The 20,680-nt window shown below is 66.9% G+C and carries 18 protein-coding genes, 1 tRNA gene and 1 pseudogene; 15 read left to right on the forward strand and 5 right to left on the reverse strand.

The window, feature by feature from the left end; genetic code table 11:
* Nucleotides 1-53 precede the first annotated feature (53 nt).
* Nucleotides 54-2,033 (forward strand): exo-alpha-sialidase, encoded by a 1,980-nt coding sequence (locus tag AB0N03_RS16895; protein WP_364371817.1) that lies wholly within the window; start codon nt 54-56, stop codon nt 2,031-2,033.
* An 808-nt stretch (nt 2,034-2,841) separates the two neighbouring features.
* Here AB0N03_RS16895 and AB0N03_RS16900 read toward each other — a convergent pair.
* Nucleotides 2,842-4,020 carry a Fic/DOC family N-terminal domain-containing protein gene (locus tag AB0N03_RS16900; protein WP_364371820.1) on the reverse strand — a complete coding sequence of 393 codons (1,179 nt, stop codon included), beginning with the start codon at nt 4,018-4,020 and terminating at the stop codon, nt 2,842-2,844.
* An 82-nt stretch (nt 4,021-4,102) separates the two neighbouring features.
* Here AB0N03_RS16900 and AB0N03_RS16905 point away from each other — a divergent pair, with 82 nt between their 5' ends.
* On the forward strand, nt 4,103-5,299 hold the full coding sequence (locus tag AB0N03_RS16905; protein WP_364371823.1) for a hypothetical protein: 1,197 nt from the start codon (nt 4,103-4,105) through the stop codon (nt 5,297-5,299).
* Between the two features lie 274 nt (nt 5,300-5,573).
* On the opposite strand, the gene AB0N03_RS16910 is transcribed toward AB0N03_RS16905, so the two are convergent.
* Complete coding sequence (locus tag AB0N03_RS16910; RefSeq protein ID WP_364371825.1) at nt 5,574-6,245, reverse strand: HAD hydrolase-like protein; 672 nt, start codon at nt 6,243-6,245, stop codon at nt 5,574-5,576.
* Entirely contained in the window at nt 6,242-7,084 is an 843-nt protein-coding gene (locus AB0N03_RS16915) for a GntR family transcriptional regulator (protein WP_364371827.1), read from the reverse strand. Before AB0N03_RS16915 ends, AB0N03_RS16910 begins: the two co-directional genes overlap by 4 nt.
* Nucleotides 7,085-7,275: 191 nt before the next feature.
* On the opposite strand from AB0N03_RS16915, the gene AB0N03_RS16920 reads away from it, so the two are divergent.
* From AB0N03_RS16920 to AB0N03_RS16955, 8 genes are all read left to right on the forward strand, one after another.
* Nucleotides 7,276-7,749 (forward strand): hypothetical protein, encoded by a 474-nt coding sequence (locus AB0N03_RS16920; RefSeq protein WP_364371830.1) that lies wholly within the window; start codon nt 7,276-7,278, stop codon nt 7,747-7,749.
* Between the two features lie 512 nt (nt 7,750-8,261).
* Nucleotides 8,262-8,540, forward strand: a complete 279-nt coding sequence (locus AB0N03_RS16925) for a hypothetical protein (protein ID WP_364371832.1) — start codon at nt 8,262-8,264, stop codon at nt 8,538-8,540.
* Nucleotides 8,524-8,772, forward strand: coding sequence for an AMED_5909 family protein (locus AB0N03_RS16930; RefSeq protein WP_364371835.1), 249 nt, complete (start codon nt 8,524-8,526; stop codon nt 8,770-8,772). Before AB0N03_RS16925 ends, AB0N03_RS16930 begins: the two co-directional genes overlap by 17 nt.
* Before the next feature lie 337 nt (nt 8,773-9,109).
* Entirely contained in the window at nt 9,110-10,669 is a 1,560-nt protein-coding gene (locus tag AB0N03_RS16935; protein WP_364371837.1) for an FtsK/SpoIIIE domain-containing protein, read from the forward strand.
* Nucleotides 10,666-11,055: a hypothetical protein gene (locus AB0N03_RS16940; RefSeq protein ID WP_364371839.1), complete on the forward strand. Its 390-nt coding sequence runs from the start codon at nt 10,666-10,668 to the stop codon at nt 11,053-11,055. Before AB0N03_RS16935 ends, AB0N03_RS16940 begins: the two co-directional genes overlap by 4 nt.
* Nucleotides 11,055-12,689 (forward strand): replication initiator, encoded by a 1,635-nt coding sequence (locus AB0N03_RS16945; RefSeq protein ID WP_364371842.1) that lies wholly within the window; start codon nt 11,055-11,057, stop codon nt 12,687-12,689. Before AB0N03_RS16940 ends, AB0N03_RS16945 begins: the two co-directional genes overlap by 1 nt.
* A gap of 19 nt (nt 12,690-12,708) precedes the next feature.
* Nucleotides 12,709-12,927: a helix-turn-helix domain-containing protein gene (locus AB0N03_RS16950; RefSeq protein WP_176174002.1), complete on the forward strand. Its 219-nt coding sequence runs from the start codon at nt 12,709-12,711 to the stop codon at nt 12,925-12,927.
* Nucleotides 12,928-13,081: 154 nt separating this feature from the next.
* Complete coding sequence (locus AB0N03_RS16955; RefSeq protein ID WP_364371845.1) at nt 13,082-14,107, forward strand: site-specific integrase; 1,026 nt, start codon at nt 13,082-13,084, stop codon at nt 14,105-14,107.
* Nucleotides 14,108-14,201: 94 nt separating this feature from the next.
* Here the strand turns inward: AB0N03_RS16955 and AB0N03_RS16960 are convergent.
* Nucleotides 14,202-14,272: transfer RNA gene (locus AB0N03_RS16960), tRNA-Gly, on the reverse strand.
* A gap of 110 nt (nt 14,273-14,382) precedes the next feature.
* Here AB0N03_RS16960 and AB0N03_RS16965 point away from each other — a divergent pair.
* Nucleotides 14,383-15,576, forward strand: a complete 1,194-nt coding sequence (locus AB0N03_RS16965; RefSeq protein ID WP_364371848.1) for an oxygenase MpaB family protein — start codon at nt 14,383-14,385, stop codon at nt 15,574-15,576.
* A gap of 23 nt (nt 15,577-15,599) precedes the next feature.
* Nucleotides 15,600-16,181 carry a dCTP deaminase gene (gene dcd / locus AB0N03_RS16970; protein WP_329053741.1) on the forward strand — a complete coding sequence of 194 codons (582 nt, stop codon included), beginning with the start codon at nt 15,600-15,602 and terminating at the stop codon, nt 16,179-16,181.
* On the opposite strand, the gene AB0N03_RS16975 is transcribed toward dcd, so the two are convergent.
* The gene (locus tag AB0N03_RS16975) at nt 16,178-17,374 is read right to left on the reverse strand and encodes an FAD-dependent monooxygenase (protein WP_364371851.1); all 1,197 of its coding nucleotides are present in this window, start codon (nt 17,372-17,374) and stop codon (nt 16,178-16,180) included. The two genes, dcd and AB0N03_RS16975, sit on opposite strands and share 4 nt — an antisense overlap.
* A gap of 73 nt (nt 17,375-17,447) precedes the next feature.
* Between AB0N03_RS16975 and AB0N03_RS16980 the strand changes: the two genes are divergently transcribed.
* From AB0N03_RS16980 to AB0N03_RS16990, 3 genes and pseudogenes are all read left to right on the forward strand, one after another.
* Entirely contained in the window at nt 17,448-17,918 is a 471-nt protein-coding gene (locus AB0N03_RS16980; protein WP_364371854.1) for a MarR family transcriptional regulator, read from the forward strand.
* A 97-nt stretch (nt 17,919-18,015) separates the two neighbouring features.
* Entirely contained in the window at nt 18,016-20,301 is a 2,286-nt protein-coding gene (locus tag AB0N03_RS16985) for a hypothetical protein (RefSeq protein ID WP_364371857.1), read from the forward strand.
* Nucleotides 20,302-20,316: 15 nt separating this feature from the next.
* A pseudogene (locus tag AB0N03_RS16990) lies at nt 20,317-20,391 on the forward strand (hypothetical protein); the annotation flags it as partial.
* Nucleotides 20,392-20,680 lie beyond the last annotated feature (289 nt).

The raw sequence follows: 20,680 nt of genomic DNA on the forward strand, positions 1-20,680 counted from the left end.
CGATGGCGATTTCGGCTCGACACTGGATCGCGGCAGATCCGGGGAGAGGCGAAATGACCACCACCCAACGGGGACCAGAAACCGCCGATGCGACCGACGTGGACTGGTCGGCGGTCAGCGACATCACGAAGAAGAACGGCGTCCGGACGCACGGTTCGCCCGCACCGGTGCGGTTCCGGGGCCGGCTGTACCTGTTCACCGTGGACACTTCTTCCGCCGGCACGGTGGAGTACTGCTCGTCGGAGAACGGGAGTGACTGGTCGAAAAAGACCGATCTCACCGCGAAGAACAAGGCGCGCAGTGCGGGTCCACTCGTGCCGATCGTCGTGTTCGAAAAGCTTTTCCTGCTCTACCGGGACCGGAAGGACCCCTCGAAACTCATGCTGTGCCAGTCGCCCGACGGCAGCGAGTGGTTCCCGCCGGTGACGATCCTCCCGGGTGGCATGGGGACGTCGTGTCAGCCCGTCGCCGTGCACTACCAGGGTGAGCTGTACGTCTTCTACCGCGACGAGGTCGGTGGCCTGAGTATCGCGATCACCGGCAATGGTGCCGACTGGCAGCTGGTCGACGTCTCCGAGGAGATCGATGCCGACTTGCAGGACGAACTGGCCGCGGTCGGCCTCGCCGACAAACTGGTCGTCGCCTACCAGCGGCGGGGAACGCCGGAAATCCACACGGCCTACAGCACCGACGGCCGCGGCTGGCGCGTCGCCGCGACCGTCACCGATCAGTACTTTCCGACGTCGGCGAAACCCGTTCTCTGCTTGCACCGCGGCACGTTGTTCGCGTTTTACCGCTACAGCGATCTGCTCACCGTCGTCGAAAGTCCGGACGGCCGGAGCTGGAGCAAGCGGCAGCACATCCGTGACGGCAATACGCGGAGCCGCCGGCAGCCCGCGCCGGTGGCCTACGACAACCAGTTGCTGCTGTTCTTCATCGGCACGTCGGACAACCACCACGTCGACCTCTGCGTGCGCAACGACACCAACGGCACGTGGGGCCCCGAAATCCGGATCTCCGAGCGCAACCACGCGAGCGCCGACGGGGAACTCCAGGTGCTGGCCGACGAGTTCGGCCTCGACGTCGGCTACCGGTCCACGAACCACGACAAGGCGGGTCTCGCCGCGTTCCGGGCGACGTGGCGTCGCGAATGGTCGACGCGGCTGGCCTGCGTCCAGAATGCGATCAGGAAAATCGACAAGAAGGGAATCAACGAGACCTGCGCCGTCGACGGGGCGATTTTCGCGCTGCTCGACCACATCCAGTCGATGGTGCCCTACCGCGACTGGTTCCTGTTGCCCTACAACGCGCGGCTCGGCAACCAGGGGTCCCTCTACATCCTCGACCGCGAACGGAAGATGCCCACCCGGAAGCTCACGATCCCCGAGCGGGGCCTCAGTCATCCCGGCGGCGCACAGGTGATCGGCGACTACCTCGCCGTCGCACTGGAGGACAACGGCACCACGCGGGGTTGCGTGCGCTTCTACGACCTCAGCAAGCTGACCGACAGCGCCGACCCGAAGTTCCTCGACCTGCGCGTGGACACCGGCAAGGCGGCGAACGCCGTGGGCATCACCGACATCGGCGCCGGCGCGGCCCGGCGGTACGTGATGGGCGTCTACGCGGGTGGCGAGGTGCGGTTCTACGAATCGAACGCGATGCCGCTGAGCGACCGGCGTTGCCAGTTCACCTACCGCTTCTCCGCCGAGACGGGCAGCCCCGGCCCCGACAGCATGGCTCTGCTGACCGACTTCGAGGACAACGTCTACCTGCTGTCCCTGGCCTCCGGCGGCAGCTACAAGTTCGACGACTGGGGCATCCTGTACGCGGTGGACATCGCTGGGCAGGGGATGTCCGAGATTGCGCGCCTGCCGTTCTGCCCCCAGAACACCAAGACGCAGTCGATCCACTTCCGCTTCGGCGCGGGCGCGGAAGTTCTCGACGAGAACACGATCGATCTGTTCGCGTCCGACCGCAACTTCTCCCAGATCACCGACCCGGTGCTGTTCTACAACCGATTCACGCGGCCATAAACGAAAAGGGTGCCTCCCGATTCGGGAGGCACCCTTTTCGATTTCTTGAGCGGATGACGGGAATCGAACCCGCGTATTCAGCTTGGGAACCAGGGTGATCATGCTCGAAAGTGGCCCTGACCTGCGGACGGGGTTGTCTCGCGGCACCCGCTGTTGACCTTGGTTGACCGGCCTGAATGGCACGCTAATGGCATTACCTGCGCCCCACCCAGACCTCCCCCATCACCCCGATACGAAGCCAGCACGCGGCCGGTGGCGCCGGGTCAAGGCACGCTTTCCCGCCTTGACGCGGTGCTACCGGCCGCGTGCTGGCTTCGGGGTGCCGGCGGCTAGTGATCAGGGAGCTTGTAGGTGAGCGTGTCGATGGCCCCAATCAGAGTGGATACCTGGTCGGAGGCGACCGAGTGGTCATCCATGTGCTTGAGCTGGTGGAACACGGCTAGGAGCGCTTCGGCCGTGGCCAGACTGATCGGGTCGGCGCTGTTCCTACCCTGCTCGATAGCCTGACGTGCTGCTGCGGCGTGAGCGTCTGCTGTAGCGCGGTCAGAGGGTGGCATGGCTTCGACCCTGCCAGCGTGCGTCTCTACCGTAACTAGGCCGATGAGCTGATCGCTGCCAGCGGCGGCGCGCTATGCGATCGATCGATGCGGCGGGCCCACCCGGCGGCCGGCGGCCGGAGCGGAGCGGCAGGCCGTCCGTGCCGCGAGCGGGTGGGCTCGCCGTACGGCAGGCGACGTGCGCGCCGCCGCTGGCGGCGCCTTGATCCCATAGAGCCAAGTTCGGCAGGCTACGTGACTGGCGATGACACTTAAATGGCAAACGTCCGGCCGTCTGATTCGTGAGCTTCATCGCCAGCGATGGCACCGTAGACTTCATTTGCAATCCACACGGTTCCTCCGCCTTTGCCGCTAACACCTATCTCGGAGAGCCACCCACGTCCCGCGAGACTGCGAATCAGATTGAGGGCACCTTGGTTCGTGATTTCCAACTTCCTGCGAATTAGGGAAGTTGTAATTATGGGATTCATGAATAAGAGCTCTACTACTTCAATTGCGCGACTTCTGCTGCCCGCAAGTTCAGCTCGGTAGCGTTCCCTGAGGCTTAACAGTTCACGTGATCGCAGGACTCCGTCATCGGCCTGGGCGGCGACTGCTGTTAGAAAAAACTGTAGCCACTGCTGTATTTCGCCGCGCTCACGGACGGCTTGCAGTCTGTCGTAGTACTCCCGCCGTCTGGCTGCGAAGTACGGACTTACGTAGAGAAGTGGCACGGACAGCCTGTCCTGCTGTCGCAAGAAGAGTAGTACTAGCATCCTCCCTACGCGACCATTGCCATCAGAGAACGGGTGGATTGTCAGAAATTGATAGTGAAGCAGAGCTGCCCGCACCAAAACAGGAACGCGTGGTGGGTTCTTGAGATAATCCTGCCAGTCGTCAAGCGATTCATTTATTGCGTCTCCCACCGGCGGCACAAATATGGCAGTTTCGGGACTTTGTGTCGGAGACCCGAGCCAAACGGGGCCTTTTCTGATGCTGCCGCCAATCGAGCTGCCCGCGATTGTTGACATCAATGTCTTGTGCACTTCGAATAGTGCGCTTAGATCTAGATGGTCGATTGCGAGCGTAAGGCCCGTTTCGAGCGCCTCGACATGCGCGGTGACTTCTCTGATATCTCGCTCGCGGGCGCGAGCATGGCTGGATTCTGCCTGAAAGACATCGGTCAGACTTGCCTGAGTCCCCTCGATTCGAGCGCTGGCGAGCGCCTCCCGGACTGCGTAGGGGCGCATCAGGAGTCTGGGGTTTCGCAGCATTCCACCCACTCCCGACAGGCGTCCGAGCGCCGCGTCGGCCTCTGATAGTGCTAGCTGCGTCTCCGCGTCAAGCGGCAGCTCGCGCGGCAGCGGGGCAGGCCTAAACCACCAGTACCTACTGTCGTCGTCCTGGCAGGCCTGCCCGAACGTGGGCACCTCGAATTGGTCGGGTCTCACATGGCCAACTTACAACACAACGGCGTGGTTTGTTGAGAGAAGCGGGGTCGAGTGTAGACTGCGTTGCATCGTGGTGGATGGGATGGTGGAAGCGTTGGGAGTTTCGGCAGCGGTTGTCGTCGACAGCCGAAACGTCTTCCACCAGTGCGGTGACGCTACCGGCGTTCGCGCGTGCCCGTCGGTGGCCGGCATCCGGATTGGGCTGGCGCGGTATGGGTTCGACGTGGCAGCGGTCCACGTCGGCCTCGCTCTGGCACGCACACGTGACAAGGTCGATCTTGCGAAGCAGCATGCCCTTAATGAAGCTTACCGTAATCGCGTTATTGCTGAGGGTGGCGATCCCCTGCTCGGTGAGCTGCACCTGAAGCCGACGGGCACGATCGAAGAGAAGATGGTGGACGGAGCATGCTGCGTCCGTATCACGCGCTACGTAGAGGAGATCGCTTCTGCGAGGACGACGATTGAAGCGATCATCGTCCTAAGTAAAGACATCGACCTCGCACCGGCGGTCGACTACGCCGTCGCAAGCAAGGTGCCGATCACGGTGGCTGCGCTCAATGTAGTGCAACATCGCGGCCATCCGTACATGTTGCTGGCGCCTAGCACCTACGCAGAGATGGCTGGTGACCCGACACTGACAACAGGTCACGAGTACCGTGAGTTGCTGGCGTGCGCCTTGCGTGACGGAAACCTGTTGCCCTGGAAGGTGGGCGGCTCGCGCAGTCATCCACGGCTAGTGCACGGCACGGGCATCGTCGCTGTTCCAGAGAAGGGCACGCCACTGCCTTCTTATGGTCAGACGGTGTCGCTGCGACCTGTGGATGTCATGTGGGACGAGAAGATCCTGGGTTCATTTCCGATCTTGGTCTGTGGCAAGGCGCACCGAGCGTCGAAGAGCTGGCAGACCGCTGTAGTCCGGAAGCGGACCGCTCCCATGACGGTTGAGATTGAACTGAGCGACGGAACCTCACGTCGTGAGCAGTCCATGCTCGGAGGTGTCATACCCGGCGATTCGGTCCTTGTGCATCGCACTACGGGCCGCATCCTCGGTCGCCTCATCAACGGCAACGCGCGCCTCTTCGATCCCGATCTCGTCGACTCACTGCGAGTTGCGTCAGTGCTCCCGAAGGGGGGTGCCGTCATCGTCAGTAGTGACGGCAACCGCGGACTTCTGACTACCGATCAGAAGCTACGCGCTGGTCAGCGACTGCCTGGAATGCAGATCGACCTCAACAAGAGGGGGCCGGTCTGGGTCGCCGTGGGGACTCCGTTGCCCTAGAAAGAGCGAAGGGGACGGCTAGGCCGCCCCCTTCGTTAAAGCGGGCCCATGAGTCCCGCAGTGAGTCAGGCGCAACTGTACATTAACTGCTCGCACCTAGTCAACGCGGGGTGTTGCAGTGGGCGACGCGTCGATACGCACGGTAGCGATCGACGCGTACGGTGACCACCATACTACTCAAAGCGCTAGTCTTTTGGGCTAAATGTCCGTTCTGGGCACCGTCGTCTCCGCCGGGTCTTCATAACGTAACGAAGTTTTGTAGCGGCCGGCACGTTCATCCGACGGTGGCGAGGCCGGTGAGGGCTTCTGTGATGGCGTCGGCTCCGGCTGCGGTCAGTCTCGTGCGTTTGCCGGGCTTGTTGGCGTAGCCGACTGAGCGGACGCCTGCGGCGTGCGCGGCTTCAATGTCGCTCGTCGAGTCGCCGAGGAGCACGGATTCGTTGAAGGCGACGTCCAGCGCCGACATGGCTTGGTTCAAGAAGTGGGGGCTCGGCTTGAGTAGCGCGGCATCCGGGCCGGTCCGAGCGGACACGAGGTCGATCAAGGCGTGGAGATCGTAGAGATCTAGGTAGGCGCTGATCGCTAGTGCACTGTTGTTGCTGACGATGGCGAGTGGTCGGCCGGATTCGGTCCATGTCTCGATGAGCTGGTGTCCGCCGTTTGTAGGAGTGGCGCTTGAAATCGCCTCAACTTCGTGGGCGGTGAAGGCGGCCTCGACATAGCGGGCTTCGTCATCGCCGAGCAAGGCCGCGTAATGGAATATGTCGAACGGGTCCTCGGTTGTTGCGACGGCATCAGGTAGATCAGTGTGCCCGTTGTCTGCGAGCACTCCTCGGAGCTGGTCGGCGACTGTGGATGCGGGGATGCCTGCGAAGACCGAGCAGACCGGGCCGTCGAAGTCGAGGAACAAGGCGGATGCACGGGAGAGTATCTCCGCCGCTTTCATCGCTCGTAGTCCATGGCCACGCTGTTCCACATGCTGTCGAACCACGTCTTGGCCTGGTCGACGTACTGCGAGCCGGTCGAGGTGTCGTCGTCGTTGATCGAGTGGTGGAAGAGGATCGCGTCCTTGCCCATGAGGTCGTACATCGCCTGGGTCTCGCCGCCGTAGCTGATGACATGCTCGCGGACCGGGTAGAAGCCGAAGAACGTCTCTTCGTTGTTGATCAAGTAGAGCTTGAACATCGGCGGTGACGGGTGCACGCGAACCTGCGCTGTGGCCTTGTTGATTAGGCCCATCTCGGCGAGCTCGGTCACCGAGTCGACGATGGCGAGGGTGTGTCGCCGCATGATCTCTTCGGCGCGCTTGCGGAACAGCGGGCTGTCGGCGTGCTCGTCGACCGTGACCGGGAGGGACCACGGCTGCGTGGGGTCCGGTACCAGTAGGCGGACGGTGATCGACTCGGGCCGGAGCCGGCCGATTCGGATCTTGTCCAGCGGCTCGGAGATGACGCCGTGCAGGGTCTCGCCAGAGAAGCCAGCAAAGTCGATCGTGACGTCTTCGGCCTCGAAGGCGCGTTCGATGTGCGGTCGGAGGCCGATAGGGCGTTCGGTGCGTTCTCGAACGAAGACGCCGCTGCCCTGACGCGACACGATCAGGCCCTCGTCGCGAAGTTCGCGGATGGCGTTTTGCACCGTCATCGGCGCGACGTTGTACGTCTTCGCCAGCTCGTTTCGCGATGGCAGCTTGTCGCCGGGCGTGAACTTCCTGGTCAAAATCGCCGCGCGCAATGCGTTCGCCACCTGCACGTATGGCGGCCTCGGGTCGTCCGGGTCGAGCGTCATCGGTGGCTCCTTCCTTGACGGGTACCTCAGGTACGCGTCCAGTTTCCCCGACCACCGCCTTGCCTGTCTAGGCGACCTAGCGGTCTAGGCCGATTTCGACTTGCTTGACTTGGCTAGGCAACCTGGCTAACCTGATCAAGTAAGCCAAGTACGGCAGCGCCGAGTGAGGCGCCTGACCAGGAGGTACCGATATGGCAGTAGCGCGCGGGACACGCTTCGAAATCGAGCACGACGTCGTGTTCCCGGCCGGGGCCGCGATCGTCGGTCCGGTCACACCGGACATGGAGTACGTCTCCAATGAGGACAAGGCCCGGGGTAAGCAGCCGAAGCAGAAGATCGACGAGCAGACCGGGTTGCCGCAGTGGAAGGTCACCGTGACCGACCCGTCGGCGGAGAAGGACCGCGACAAGTCGGCCACCGTTACCCTGCTCGACCGGGTCCAGCCCGTCCCGCCTCCGGCGGCGATGCAGGGGTTCGACTTCAGGCCTGTTGTGTTCGACGGCTTGATGGTCGAGGCCCGGGTGATGGGCGAGAAGTTCAAGTACCAGGGCTGGGTGCTGCGGGCGACCGGCATGCGTGAGCCGGGCCGTAGTGCTGGTTCGAAGCAGGCTGCCGCGAAGACGCCCGCCGGTGAGGGCTCGGGCAGTCAGCAGAAGGCCGCGTGATGGCGGGGCGGCCGTCGCGTGAGGCGGTCGCTCGGTGGAACGAGGCGTACGCGGAGCAGACGTCCGCGCTGTTCGCTGCGATGAGGTCGACTTCGGACGATCTGGCGGCAGTGCGGCGTCTTGCTCTCGCTTACCACGCTGTGGCGGTTGCCTGGCGTGCCTTGTCCGCCGATCTGGCTGTGCCGCTGTGGGCGCGTCACGCGTCGGCGGTCGCGGGGGAGGAGTTCATGCGGCGTTCGCAACTGGAGTTCAGCCGCGCCGATTCGGGTCGTCGACCAGGGGAGCTGACATGAGCCGGTGGGAGCTGGTGCGGGCTTGGGAACTGGCCTACGCCCGGTACTCGGCTGCGTCGGACGCTGAGCTGTCGTCAGTGTCGCGTGCGGTCGCGGCGGCTTGGCGTCACCTTGCCGCCGAGTTCGAGCTTCCCGGGTGGGCGCACGCGGCGGTCATTTCCGCGGCTGAGGCGTTCGAGATTCAGGCCGACAAGTACAGCGTTCGAGGCGAGGTAGGGCATGTCGACCACCGGATGGGACGGGTTCGGCGTGACGTGGGTCGTCGGCCCACAAGCGGAACTGACGGTCGAGGAGACTGGTTCGGACCCGACATATCCGCCGATGCTGGTGCTCGCGGGGGCGCCTTGCGTGGTGACGCTCCGGCCACCGGACGACCCGGCGATGTGGCCGGCGTGCGTGACGTTCCTCCGTCAGCTCCGCGACGGCGCGGAGGACCTGGCGGCGCTCCTCGAAGCCCGCGCGACGGCTCGGCTGATGCGTGATGAAGACGCCGGATAAGCCGCGCACCCTGCGGGACGCGCATGAGATCGCGATGGATCGTCGGCCTGCGCCGGACGCCAATCCATCGGTTTGGGTGGCCTACCGCCAGGCGAACGCCCGGATGTACGAGTGGGTCGCCGACGTCGACCGGGGTCACCACCACGAATCCCTCTACTGGGCGGACTACGAACGACGTCAAGCCGGGGAGGTGTCGGCGAAGATCCAGGGCGCGAAGAACAAGCCTGAATAGTCCTGTGTAGACAGGCGAAGATTGAATCACTGCAAGGAAAAACGCACGCTATGTCGTGCGGCGATGAAACGCGTCCTCTTTCGGTGACGCGGAACCGTAAGGCGCAGAAGCGGAAACTCGGCTACCAACCATGCCGCTCCTGCGCTGTCCACAACCGCGAGGTGTGAACAATGCAGACGCTAGACGATGACAAGCAACCATCGCCAGTGGGGGTCACCCGCTCGCGATGCTCGGAATGCAAGCGATTCGCTCGGCTGCTGCCCGGCGAAACCAAGTGCGCCCCCTGTCTGGGGGCGTTGCCGCTGGATCTCTCGGCGGTGCTGGGTGGTGGTCGGCGATGACCTCCCCCGGAATGCTCGTGATCGCCCTGGCCGGCCTCGGCCTCGGTGTGTGGGTCCTGGCCAAGATCGGGCGTGCGCTGGCCTCGATGGCTGAGCTGCTGACCGCGATGGTTGTGGTGTTCGTGGCCTTGTGGTGGGCCTGCAAGGTCGTGTTCTGGCTGTTCTCCCAGGTCGTGATCCACTGGCGCACCTCGTTGACCGTGATCGCGGTCTACCTGTGGTGCGTCTGGGTCGGCTGGGTTTGGCTCGTCGTGAACCTCGGCGGCCTGGCGCTGATCCTCGGCGTGTGGCGGCTGCTCGACGTGACCTCGTTTGACCAGTGGTGCGGCCGGCCTCTGCGGTCGTGGTGGCTGCGCTGGGCCGTCTACCACCTCAAACTGCCCGGCTGGCTGCACGCCTGCGGCCTGAGCGTCCGGGACGCCGCCCTGCCGGTCGAGGTCACGGTCAACCTGGTCGGCCGTCGGAAGGCTTCGCGGGCGACGGCTCGGCAGTCCGGGGTGCAGGTGCCCAAGGTCCTCGGCGTCCGATCGGGTCCGTCGTGGGATGAGGTGCGGGTACAGCTCGTGCCCGGCCAGAAGCCCGAGGACTTCGACGACGCGGCCCGTGCGCTGGCCTCGGCCCGGAAGGTCGCCCGGTGTCAGGTGCGAGAGCTGGAGCCGAACGTGGTCTCCGTCGATTTCCAACGACGCGACCAGTTGGCCACGCTCGTGCACTCCCCGGCCGTTCCCGACCTGGTCGCGGTGCAGGAATCCGCGGTGGACCTCCGCAAAGTCTGGGCCGGTCGCACCGAGTACGGCCACGACTGGCGAGTGCCGCTGCTCGGCTCGGGCGCCCACTGCCTCACCGCCGGTGCCTCGGGCGCGGGCAAGAACTCGGTGATGTGGTGCCCGCTCGTCGCGGCAGCCCCGGCGATCCGCTCGGGCCTGGTGCGCATGTCCGGCATCGACCCCAAAGGGATGGAGCTCGCCTACGGGCGAGGGATCTTCGCCCGCTACGCGGTGTCCGGGAAGGACGCGCTCGAGGTGCTCGACGGCCTGGTCGAGGAGATGGAATCCCGCAAGCGAGAGTTCGCCGGCCACGTCCGCACCATCCCCCTGTCCACCGACTATCCGCTTGAGCTGCTGGAGTTCGACGAGATCGGTGCTCTGACCAAGTACACCGACCGGAAGACCCGCGAACAGATCGTCGAGCGCGTGGCACTGCTGAACACCCAAGGGCGGGCGCTCAACATCTCCGTACGCGGGTACGTGCAGGAACCAACCAAGGACACCGTCCCGGTGCGGGAGCTGTTCACCCGCCGCGTCTGCCTGCGCGTCACCTCGAAGACGCACGTCGGCATGGTCCTCGGCGACGGCGCCTATGGACGCGGCGCGTGGGCCAACCGCATCGGCGACAGCGAAGCCGGGGTCGGGTTCGTGTGGGGCGAGGGCATCCGCGAACCCCTGCGTATCCGCGCCGGGTGGGTCTCCGATGAGACCGTCAAGGCGCTGGAGCAGTACGTCACCAACGGCGGCGTCGCTCGGCCGGTGCTCGGTGGTGAGGGGGTGGCGGCGTGAACACGACCATGGTCTTTCTCGACGCCATCCGCGATCACCTGGACCTGCACGTGTTCGGGCCGGTGGCGTCGGTGAGCGTGACGTCGGGCTCGGACCCGATCTGGGTGCAGCTCGGTGCCGCTCGGAAGCTGCCCGAAGTGGCCTCGGGGCTGATGACATGGGCCGGAACTCTGGATGAGGTGTCCGCGCAAATCTGGCGGACGCCCGCCGGAACGTCGGTGCATCTGATCGTCAAGGGGCGGATGCCCTGCGGGGTCCCGGTCCACGTCTACGGCGCGGTCGACTTCTCCGAGGACGTGTTCCCAGATCTGCCCGCCGGGTCGCGGCAGGACATGCCCGTATTCGTGCTCCGGCAATGGACCCGCCCCGGGGAGGTGGCTGCCTGATGACCGACCAGGAACAGACCCAGCCGGCCACCTCTGGGACGCGGGCCGAACGGATGCGCGTACCGCTCGCTGCTGACGTGATCCGGGCGACGGCGGAGAAACACGGCGTCTGCGTCCGCCCGTTCACGATGGAGGTCGGCGACACCGAGACCGGCGAACTCCGCTACGTCCCCGTGCCCTGCGGCTCCACCGTGGAATCCGTGTGCCTGCCCTGCGCGCGGAAAGCGAAGGCGCTTCGCCAGGCCCAGTGCCGCGAGGGCTGGCACATGACCGAAGAACCCATCCTCACCGCCGAGCCGCCATCGGAGGATCACAAGGAACTGCTGACCTACCGCGCCGACTTGGTCGCGGCGTATCGGGAGGTGGTCGAGCACGACCAGGCCGAGGCCGAAGAGCTGCGGGAGGAGGTCGCCGGTGTTGATGCGGAACTTCGGCAACTCGGGATGCGGGGCCGGCTGCCCGCCCTCGACGTGCCGACCAAGCGTGCCGTGAAGCGGTCGACTCGTCGTCGGCAGGATGCGCCGAACCTGCCCCGGCAGAAGGTCGCGAAGACCACGGTCGGCCGGGAGTACGCGGGCAAGTTCCGGCCGTCCATGTTCGTCACGCTGACCTGCGACTCCTACGGCCCGGTCCGCGATGGGGCACCGGTCGACCCGAGTCGATATGACTACCGGCGGGCTGCTCGGGACGCCGTGCACTTCTCCGCGCTGGTGGATCGGTGGTGGCAGAACCTGCGCCGGGTCGTCGGCTGGGACGCGCAGTACTTCGCCACCGTCGAGCCGCAGAAGCGCACCGCTCCACACCTGCATGCGGCAATCCGCGGGGCGATCCCGCACGATGTCATCCGGCAGGTCACCGAAGCCACCTATCACCAGGTCTGGTGGCCCAACCACGACCAGATCGTCTACACCGAGCGGCTGCCGGTCTGGGACGGCGACACCCGCATGTTCCTCGACCCGGACACCCGGGAACCGCTGACGTCGTGGGATGACGCCGTGGAAGCGGTCGAGGACCCGGCGCACGTCGTCGTGTTCGGGCGGCAGGTGCACTCGAAGGGCATCCTCGGCGGCACCGAAGAAGCTGGCCGCCACGTCGGCTACCTCACGAAGTACCTGACCAAGTCCACCGGCGAAGTCGTGGAAGCGGACACGGCGCGGCTGCGGGATCACCAGGACCGGCTGCACGCCGAGCTGTCGGTGACTCCGTGCTCGCCTCGGTGCGCGGTCTGGCTGCTATACGGGGTTCAGCCGAAGGGCGCGGGCAGCAAGACCACGCCGGGGCACTGCAAGGGCCGCGCTCACCGGCGGACCACGCTTGGGCTGCCTGGTCGTCGGGTGCTGGTGTCGCGGAAGTGGTCCGGGAAGACGCTCGACGACCACAAGGCCGATCGCAAGGCGTTCGTTCAGCAGGCGTTGGCGGCGATCGGGATCGAGAAGCCACAACCTGATCCGGCCCGGCTGGTGTGGCGGAAGGTCGAACCGGGAGACCCGCAGGTACCGCCTCGGCCGCACTTGGTCATGCGGGCGATCGCGGAACGGATCACGTGGAAGGCCGAGTACGACCGCGCGCTACTCGCCGCCGCTGGGCCACCGGGGAGTGATCCAGAAACTTCGGCATCTCAGCAGGCTGCTTAGACCCTGGGGAGAGGATCGCATGGAAACGAAGTATCTGACGGTTGATGAGGCGGCCGTCTACCTGAACACGGGGGTTCGGTTTGTGCGTCGGCTGATCGCCGAACGACGGATCGCGTTTCACAAGGCCGGGGTGCACGTCCGGTTCGCACTTGAAGACCTGGAGAGCTTCATGCAGGCCGGCCGGGTCGAGCCGATCACGCGTGCGTCGGTCCGGCGGGACCTGGGAAGGGCGGCCTGACATGGCGAACAAGCAAGGGCATCGCGGTTTCGGGAGTGTCCGGCAACTTCCGTCCGGGCGGTGGCAGGCTCGCTATCCCGGTCCGGACGGCGTTGTGCGGTCGGCGCCGAAAACGTTCGACACGAAGCGGACCGCTGAACAGTGGCTGTCGGGCGTGGAAACGCAGATCATGCAGGGTGAGTGGATCGACCCGGAACGCGCGAAGCGGAAGCTCGGCGACTACGCGGACCAGTGGGTTGCTCAGCGTCCGGGGCTCCGTCCGCGCACGGTCGAGCTGTACAAATGGTTGCTGCGTAAGCACATTGCGCCGGACCTCGGCGGGGTCGAGCTGGGCAAGCTGTCGACGGCGGTCATTCGTCAGTGGCGGGCGGACCGGCTGACAGCGGGCGTCTCGGAGTCGGTGACAGCCAAGTCGTACCGGCTGCTCCGGGCGATCCTGAACACGGCTGTTGATGAGGACAAGATCCTTCCGCGCAACCCCTGCCGGGTTCGTGGTGCTGATAAGGAAAACCCTGACGAACGGCCAGTCATCACCGTGGCCCAGGTCTTCGACTTGGCCAGCCGGGTGCCGGAGCGGTTCCGGGCGCTGGTGTTGCTCGCTGCGTTCGGGTCACTGCGGTGGGGTGAAGTGACCGCGCTACGTCGGTGTGACGTGGCTGAGGACGCGTCGTGGGTGCGGGTCTCGCGGGCGCTGGTCGAGGTTCCGGGCCGTGGGCTCATAGTCGGTCCGCCGAAGTCGCGAGCTGGCGTCCGGACGCTGATCATTCCGACTGCGGTCCGGCGTGACCTTCTCCGGCACCTGGACACCTGGGTCAAGCCGGAGCAGGACGCGCTGCTCTTCACGGGTGAGCGAGCTGGGCACGCGGTCCGCCGGCCGAACTTCAGCCAGCGGACCAGGTGGACGGAGGTCGTCGAGAAGATGGGGCTCAAGGGCCTGCACTTCCATGACCTCCGGCACGCCGGGAACATCTGGGCGTCAAAGGCGGGCACCTCGACCAAAGACCTGATGGCGCGGATGGGGCACGACGACATGCGGGCGGCCCTCATCTACCAGCGGGCGACCAGCGACGCCGACAAGCAGATCGCGGACCGGCTGTCCAAGCTCGTCGACCGACACCGCAAGGGCACTACCCCGGACGACGACGAAGATCAGGAGGGCCAACCGGTTCCGGTCGGCTAATGGCACATTAATGGCACGCGAGAAGTGAAGACCGGAGATAGAGAAAGCCCCAGGTCCACAGTAGACACCGTGTGACCTGGGGCTTCTCCATGAGAGCGGATGACGGGAATCGAACCCGCGTATTCAGCTTGGGAAGCTGATGTTCTACCATTGAACTACATCCGCAGTGCGTCGCCAGCATACACGGCGGCGTGATCCTCGTGTCCAGACCCCTCCCTCCTTGACGTTCGCGCCTCAAGTGACAACACTTGTTGTCGACCTCGGAGGTGAGCGCCATGGATGAGCCCGAGCTGTTCCGGCAAGGCGGGTTCCGGCTGGGCCGGTGGCTGTTCATCGAAGGCGACATCCGGGGGGACGAGCGGCAGGTCGCGCGGCTGCGGGAGTTCGCCCAGGTTCAGGACCAGCGTGCCGACGACGTCGTCGCCTGGATGGCGCAGCAGCCCAAAGGACAAGGCCGGAAGCTCTTCGAAGACGCTCTCAAGAACGGCGCCGCCGCGGAAGGGCCGTTGAAAGCCTTCTTCGACGAGGTCGACGCCAAGCCCTACTGGGTCGACGACGAACGGCTCGAACGCGGCGCCAAAGCCATCACCCGGGCCGGGCTGCTCGGCCTCTTCCCGCTCGGTGACATGTCGCTGATGGGCGGCTACCTCGCGTCCCGCGCCACGAAATCCCTGGTCGGGACCGGGGAGATCGAGTATCAGGCCACCCGGCGGCTCGTCGAAACCGCCGCCTGGTGGATCGACGTCACCACGCCGGGCGCCCTCAAGCACGGCGAGCAGGGTTACGCCTCGGCGTTGCGGATCCGGCTCGTGCACGCCCACGTGCGCGCCGCCATGAACCGGCGGGACGACTGGGACTACGACGCCTGGGACCGGCCCGTCAACCAGGTCCAGACCGCCGGCACGCTTCTGCTCTTCTCGCTCGTCTACGTCTTCGGCACGCAGCTGCTCGGCCTCCGCTACTCCGCCCGCGAGCGCGGCGACATCCTGCACCTCTGGCGCTACATCGGCTGGCTCATGGGCGTCGACGACGAGCTGCTGCCCACCTCCGAAGAAGACGCCTGGCGCCTCCTCTGGCTGCTCGCCGCCACCGAGTTCATCCCGGACGATGACTCGAAGCGCCTCGCCAAGGCCCTGATCGAGGCGAACGCCGCGGTCGGCGAGGGGCGCGGCGCCGTCGGGAAGGTGCTCTCGCACGTCTCCGTCGCCGTGCACTCGTCGATCAGCCGGCTCGTGCTCGGGAAGCGCAACGCCGACTTCCTGGGCCTGCCCAACGACCCCGTCGCGCAGGCCGCGATCGTCGCCGTGGCGGGGGTCAACTTCGCCGCCGAAACCGTGCGGCGGTTCATCCCCGGCGCCACCGCGCTGCAGGAACGGATCGGCGAGGCCGGGCGCCGCGGGTACGTGAAGCGGCTCGAGAAGATCTTCGCGCCCGACACGACGTACGCGCAGCACATGCGGGCGGCCTGAACCCACCGGATAGGCTGCCCGGCGTGCTGCTCAGTGACCGTGACCTCCGCAAAGAGCTCGACGCCGGCCGGCTCGGCATCGACCCCTTCGACGCCGGCATGGTTCAGCCGTCCAGCGTCGACGTCCGGCTCGACCGGTACTTCCGCGTCTTCAACAACAGCAAGTACACCCACATCGACCCGCAGCTGCAGCAGGACGACCTGACCTCGCTGGTCGAGAAGGAGGGCGACGAGCCCTTCGTGCTGCACCCGGGCGAGTTCGTGCTCGGCTCGACGTTCGAGCTCGTCACCCTGGCCGACGACCTCGCCGGCCGCCTCGAAGGCAAGTCGTCGCTCGGCCGCCTCGGGCTGCTCACGCACTCGACCGCCGGGTTCATCGATCCGGGCTTCTCCGGGCACATCACGCTCGAGCTGTCGAACGTCGCGAACCTGCCGATCACGCTCTGGCCGGGCATGAAGATCGGCCAGCTGTGCATCTTCCGGCTCTCCAGTGCGGCCGAGTTCCCGTACGGCTCGAGTGAGGCCGGGTCCCGCTACCAGGGGCAGCGCGGCCCGACCCCGAGCCGGGCGTACAAGAACTTCCACCGCGTCGACACCTGGCGCTAAGCGGAGATCTTCTCGTTCCAGTCCGTGCGGTGGTTCCACATGAAGGCGTTGGGATCTTCGTCGAACGGCTTCGAGAAGACCCGCTTGATGAAGAAGTCGCGCACGACGCGCCCGACCGGGCCGATCGCCTTCTGGTCTCCGTTGCGCTTTCCCGCCGCGACGACGGCTTCGACGCGCTCGCGCCGCAGGCTCTCGTACGTACTCAGCGCGCGCTCGACGTCCGGCACGTCGCGAAGGCATTTGCCCAGCGTGACGGCGTCTTCGATGGCCATCGACGCGCCCTGGCCCGCCGCCGGTGACGTCGCGTGCGCCGCGTCGCCGATGATCACCATGCGGCCGCGGTGCCAGATCGGGACCGTCGGGAAGTCGAACGTCGGCCACGCCGGGTAGACCTCGCGGGTCGCGCGGATGATCTCCGCCGCCGGCGTCCGGTCGCGCGCTACCAGGTGCAGCAACTCGGCGCGTAGTTTCTCGCCGGCCAGCGTCGCCAGTTCGGACGCCGTCGGCTCGGTCTTGCGGGCCGGGTTCGCGAACCACCAGACGCGGCCGTCCTTCGGGCTGACGACGTGGCAGAAGAACACGCGCTTGCCGAAGACCATGTTCAGCACGCCCGGCTCGTCCGGCAGGGTCAGGCCTTCGGCGAACCCGCCGGTGTTGAGCAGCGGCACGTACCGCGGCGCCGGCGCGTCCGGGTCGATGATCGTGCGGACGCGCGAACGGAGTCCGTCGGCGCCGATCAAGACATCACCGGTTTCGTGTGAGCCGTCCGAGAAGTCCGCTCTGACCTGCGAAGACGTCTGGCTCGCGCCGATCAGGCGTTTGCCGTACTCGGCGTGGATGCCGCGTCGCGTGGCTTCGTCGCGCAGGGCGACGTAGAGGTCGGAGCGCAGCACGGTCTGGCTCACCGTGCCGTCCGGCAGCGTGCCGCCCAGGGTGAACTCGGTCAGCCGCGTCCCGTTGCCGAGCCCGATCGACATGCGGGGCGAGTCGAAGCCCGTGCTCTTGACGACGTCCTCGAGGCCCAGCGGCAGCAGCGCGTCCAGGCCGTTCACCGCCAGCGTGAGGAACGCGCCGACGCCCTCGGCGCCCCGGTCGTACGCCTCGAACAGCACGGGTTCGTGGCCGGCTTCGTGCAGGGCGATGGCCGTGATGGTGCCCGCGATGCCGCCCCCGATGATCAGTGCCTTGGTCATCTCGTTCGTCCTCTCGAATCTCTTAGAAACTAATTCGTTCTGTCGAACTAAAGAGTGGGCTAGGCTGGGGCTCGTGTCAAGCGAGCGAGCGCACCTGGTCGAAGAAGTCCTGCTCAGGTCCCGAGAGCTGTCGACGGAGACAGTCATGTTCCACACCGCGATCTCCGAGACGCGGGGGCTGTCGGCCGTCGACAGCAAGGTCCTGGACTACCTCGCGCGCTTCGGCCCGCAGACGCCGAAGGATCTGGCGCGGCTTTCCGGCCTGGCGCCCGCGTCGGTGACCGCGATGATCGACCGGCTGGAGCGCAAGGGCATCGTCGGCCGCCAACCGCACCCCGACGACCGCCGCCGCGTCCTCATCGCGCTGGACGAACAGGCCATCGCGAGCGGCGTGCACCTGTGGGACAACCTCGTCAAGCGCATGTACGAGCTGTGCGACCGCTACACCGACGACGAGCTCCGCACGGTGATCGGGTTCGTCGAAGGGGCCACGGCCCTCACCCACGAGTCGACGGCGAAGCTGACTGACGCCACGGACGGGTGAGTATTGGGGCGTAAACCCCTCTTTCGTGCCAAGCTCCGACAGGTCGTCAAGGGCCCGGAGGTAGCGAGGAATGCGGTTGCCCGATAGACCGCTTCGCTTGGTTCTGGCCCTGGTTTTCCTTGCCGCCGCTGTGCCGCCGGCTGCCGGTGCGGCCGACGCCCCGGCCTTCGCGGTGGGCTACGACGACGTCGTCTACGGCGACTTCCTGTACGCGGGCAACGGTGTCCTGCGCTGCCCGGTCACCGCCGACCACGCGCCCACCGCCGGGGCGGTCGACACACCCGCCGCGTGCGCGAACACCGCGGACCGCAAGGACACCCTGGTCAACGACGACTTCTTCATGCAGTGGGCCGACGTCGACGCCGACCCGGGCACGTTCGATTCCGCGAGCGCGTCGGTGCGTGTTCCGCCCGGCGCTCGAATCGCCTTCGCCCGCCTGAACTGGGCGGGCAACACGACGGGGACGACGTGCGGTTTTCGCGAGGGCGTTCCCGCCGTTCCGCCGGCCGGGAACCCTGCCACGCAGGAGGTCCGGCTTTCGGTGGGCAGCGCGAAGTCCGTCGACGTCAAGCCCGCGGCCTTCGCCGAAGACGGCCCGTACTACTCCGCCCACGCGGACGTGACCAGCCAGTTCGCGGGCGCGCCGACCGGCGCCGCGCTCGACGTGACCGTCGGCAACGTCTGGGCCCCCAAGGGTTTCGACTGCGTCGGCGGCTGGTCGATCGCCCTGGTCTACGCGTACCCGGCCCGCAATCCCGACTTCGCACCGAACAAACGCAAGGTCGCGGTTTACGACGGACACGTCCGCCAGACCGCCGACGTCCCGACGGAAACGACGATCACCGGCTTCCGCGCGGCGGCCGCCGACGCCCACATCGGCGTCACGGCGTACGACGGCGACTGGGGCGGCTCCGGCGACCAGCTCCTGGTCGACGGCACGCCGGCCGCCGAGCCCGCGACCGGCGGGACGTCGAACTTCTTCATCGCCAACGCCGACAACGCCGCCGCGCCGGGAGTGAAGAACAACTTCAGCGTGGACGCGAAGGCGTTCAACGTCGACAACATCCCCGCGGGCGCGACGAGCGCGAAGCTCGGCTTCGTGACCAGCGGCGACACCTACCTAGCGCAAAACGTGGCGTTTTCCGTGCCGGTGCCCGAACTCCAGGTCACCCTGCACGCGACGCGGCCCAAGGCACACGCCGGCGAGCCCGCGACGTTCGCCGTCGCCGTGACCAACCCGGGCGGCGTCGCGGCGTCCGGGGTGCAGGTCGCCGACGAGGCCTTTCCGGCCTGCGCCAAGCCACTCGGCACGCTGACGCCGGGGCAGACGGTCACCTACGACTGCACCGGCCCCGCCCCCGCCGACGACTTCACGAACACGGTGAAGGCGACCGGCGCGAGCGCGCTCGGTGACCCGCTCGACGGCGCCGCGACCGCCGCCGTCGACGTCGTGCACCCGTACTTGGGCATGACGAAGACGGCCGACAAGCCCGCCTACCGCGCCGGTGACACCGCGACCTTCACGATCAAGGTCACGAACACCGGCGACACCGGGCTTTCCGACCTGCGGGTCACCGACCCGAAGGCGCCTACGTGCGCCCTCGCCGGGTCTCTTGCCCCCGGCGAAAGCCGCACGACGACGTGCACCGCGAAGGCCCCGATCGCCGACGGCGTCAACACCGCGACCGCGGCTGCCGTCGACGAGCTCGGCAAGCAGGTCACGGCCACCGCGGACGCCCCCGCCCCGACGATCGCGCCCGCCGTCGAGGTCACCAAGACCGCGGACCCGCCGGTGGTCCACGCGGGCGACGCCGTCACGTTCTCCGTCGCGGTCAGGAACACCGGCGACAGCCCGCTCGCACCGGTGAAGGTCACCGACGACACGACGACGTCGTGCTCGCGCACGTTCGCCGGCCTGGCCGCGGGCGCGACGCAGACATACACGTGCGCGGCGAACCCGTCCACGACGACGACGTCGCACGTGACCGCCACCGGCACCGACCTCGCGGGGCAGCCGGTGGCCGCGACCGCGTCGGCGACCGTCACGGTGATCACGCCGGCCCTGACGCTCACGAAGGACGCCGCGCCCGGCGTCGTGCGGGCCGGCGACCCGATCACGTTCACGATCACGGTCGCCAACGTCGGCGACGCGCCGCTGACCGAGGTCGCCGTCACCGACGACCGCACGCCCGCGTGCGCACGGACGATCGGCGCGTTGCCGCCGCGGGGCAGGCAGACGTACACCTGCACCACGCCGGCCCCGCCGGACGACTTCACCAACACGGCGGCCGCGTCGGGGAAGGACGAGCTCGGCCGCACGGTGAAGGTCACCGACGACGCCGTGGTCGACGTGATCCACCCGGGGGTGGCGCTCGCCGCGTAGGCTTCGCCCGCGGCTGTCCGCGAAGGCGACACGGTGACGTGGACGATCACCGCCACCAACACGGGCGACGTGCCGCTGACCGGCGTGACGGTCGCGGACGACCAGGTCGCAGGGTGCGCGAAGCCGCTCGGAACGCTCCAGCCGCAGGCGACTTCGGCGTACAGGTGCACGACGCTCGCGGGCGCGACCGGCTTCACGAACAAGCCGGCGGTGACGGGCGTGGACCCGACGGCCCGGCCGGTGACGGCGAGCGCGGAGGCCGCGTTCGCCGTGCAGCACCCGGGCGTGGCGATCACCACGGAGGTCACGGGCGGACCGTTCCGCGAGGGCGACGCGGTGCCGCTGCGGATCACGGTGCGCAACACGGGTGACGTGCCGC

The sequence above is a fragment of the Amycolatopsis sp. NPDC051061 genome (assembly GCF_040682935.1).
Lineage (GTDB): Bacteria > Actinomycetota > Actinomycetes > Mycobacteriales > Pseudonocardiaceae > Amycolatopsis.

Coding starts and splice junctions, on each gene's coding strand:
- AB0N03_RS16895 (WP_364371817.1), top strand. CDS start 54: ATGACCACCACCCAACGGGGACCAGAAACCGCCGATGCGACCGACGTG.
- AB0N03_RS16905 (WP_364371823.1), top strand. CDS start 4,103: ATGGTGGAAGCGTTGGGAGTTTCGGCAGCGGTTGTCGTCGACAGCCGA.
- AB0N03_RS16910 (WP_364371825.1), bottom strand. CDS start 6,245: ATGAAAGCGGCGGAGATACTCTCCCGTGCATCCGCCTTGTTCCTCGAC.
- AB0N03_RS16915 (WP_364371827.1), bottom strand. CDS start 7,084: ATGACGCTCGACCCGGACGACCCGAGGCCGCCATACGTGCAGGTGGCG.
- AB0N03_RS16920 (WP_364371830.1), top strand. CDS start 7,276: ATGGCAGTAGCGCGCGGGACACGCTTCGAAATCGAGCACGACGTCGTG.
- AB0N03_RS16925 (WP_364371832.1), top strand. CDS start 8,262: ATGTCGACCACCGGATGGGACGGGTTCGGCGTGACGTGGGTCGTCGGC.
- AB0N03_RS16930 (WP_364371835.1), top strand. CDS start 8,524: ATGAAGACGCCGGATAAGCCGCGCACCCTGCGGGACGCGCATGAGATC.
- AB0N03_RS16935 (WP_364371837.1), top strand. CDS start 9,110: ATGACCTCCCCCGGAATGCTCGTGATCGCCCTGGCCGGCCTCGGCCTC.
- AB0N03_RS16945 (WP_364371842.1), top strand. CDS start 11,055: ATGACCGACCAGGAACAGACCCAGCCGGCCACCTCTGGGACGCGGGCC.
- AB0N03_RS16950 (WP_176174002.1), top strand. CDS start 12,709: ATGGAAACGAAGTATCTGACGGTTGATGAGGCGGCCGTCTACCTGAAC.
- AB0N03_RS16965 (WP_364371848.1), top strand. CDS start 14,383: ATGGATGAGCCCGAGCTGTTCCGGCAAGGCGGGTTCCGGCTGGGCCGG.
- AB0N03_RS16975 (WP_364371851.1), bottom strand. CDS start 17,374: ATGACCAAGGCACTGATCATCGGGGGCGGCATCGCGGGCACCATCACG.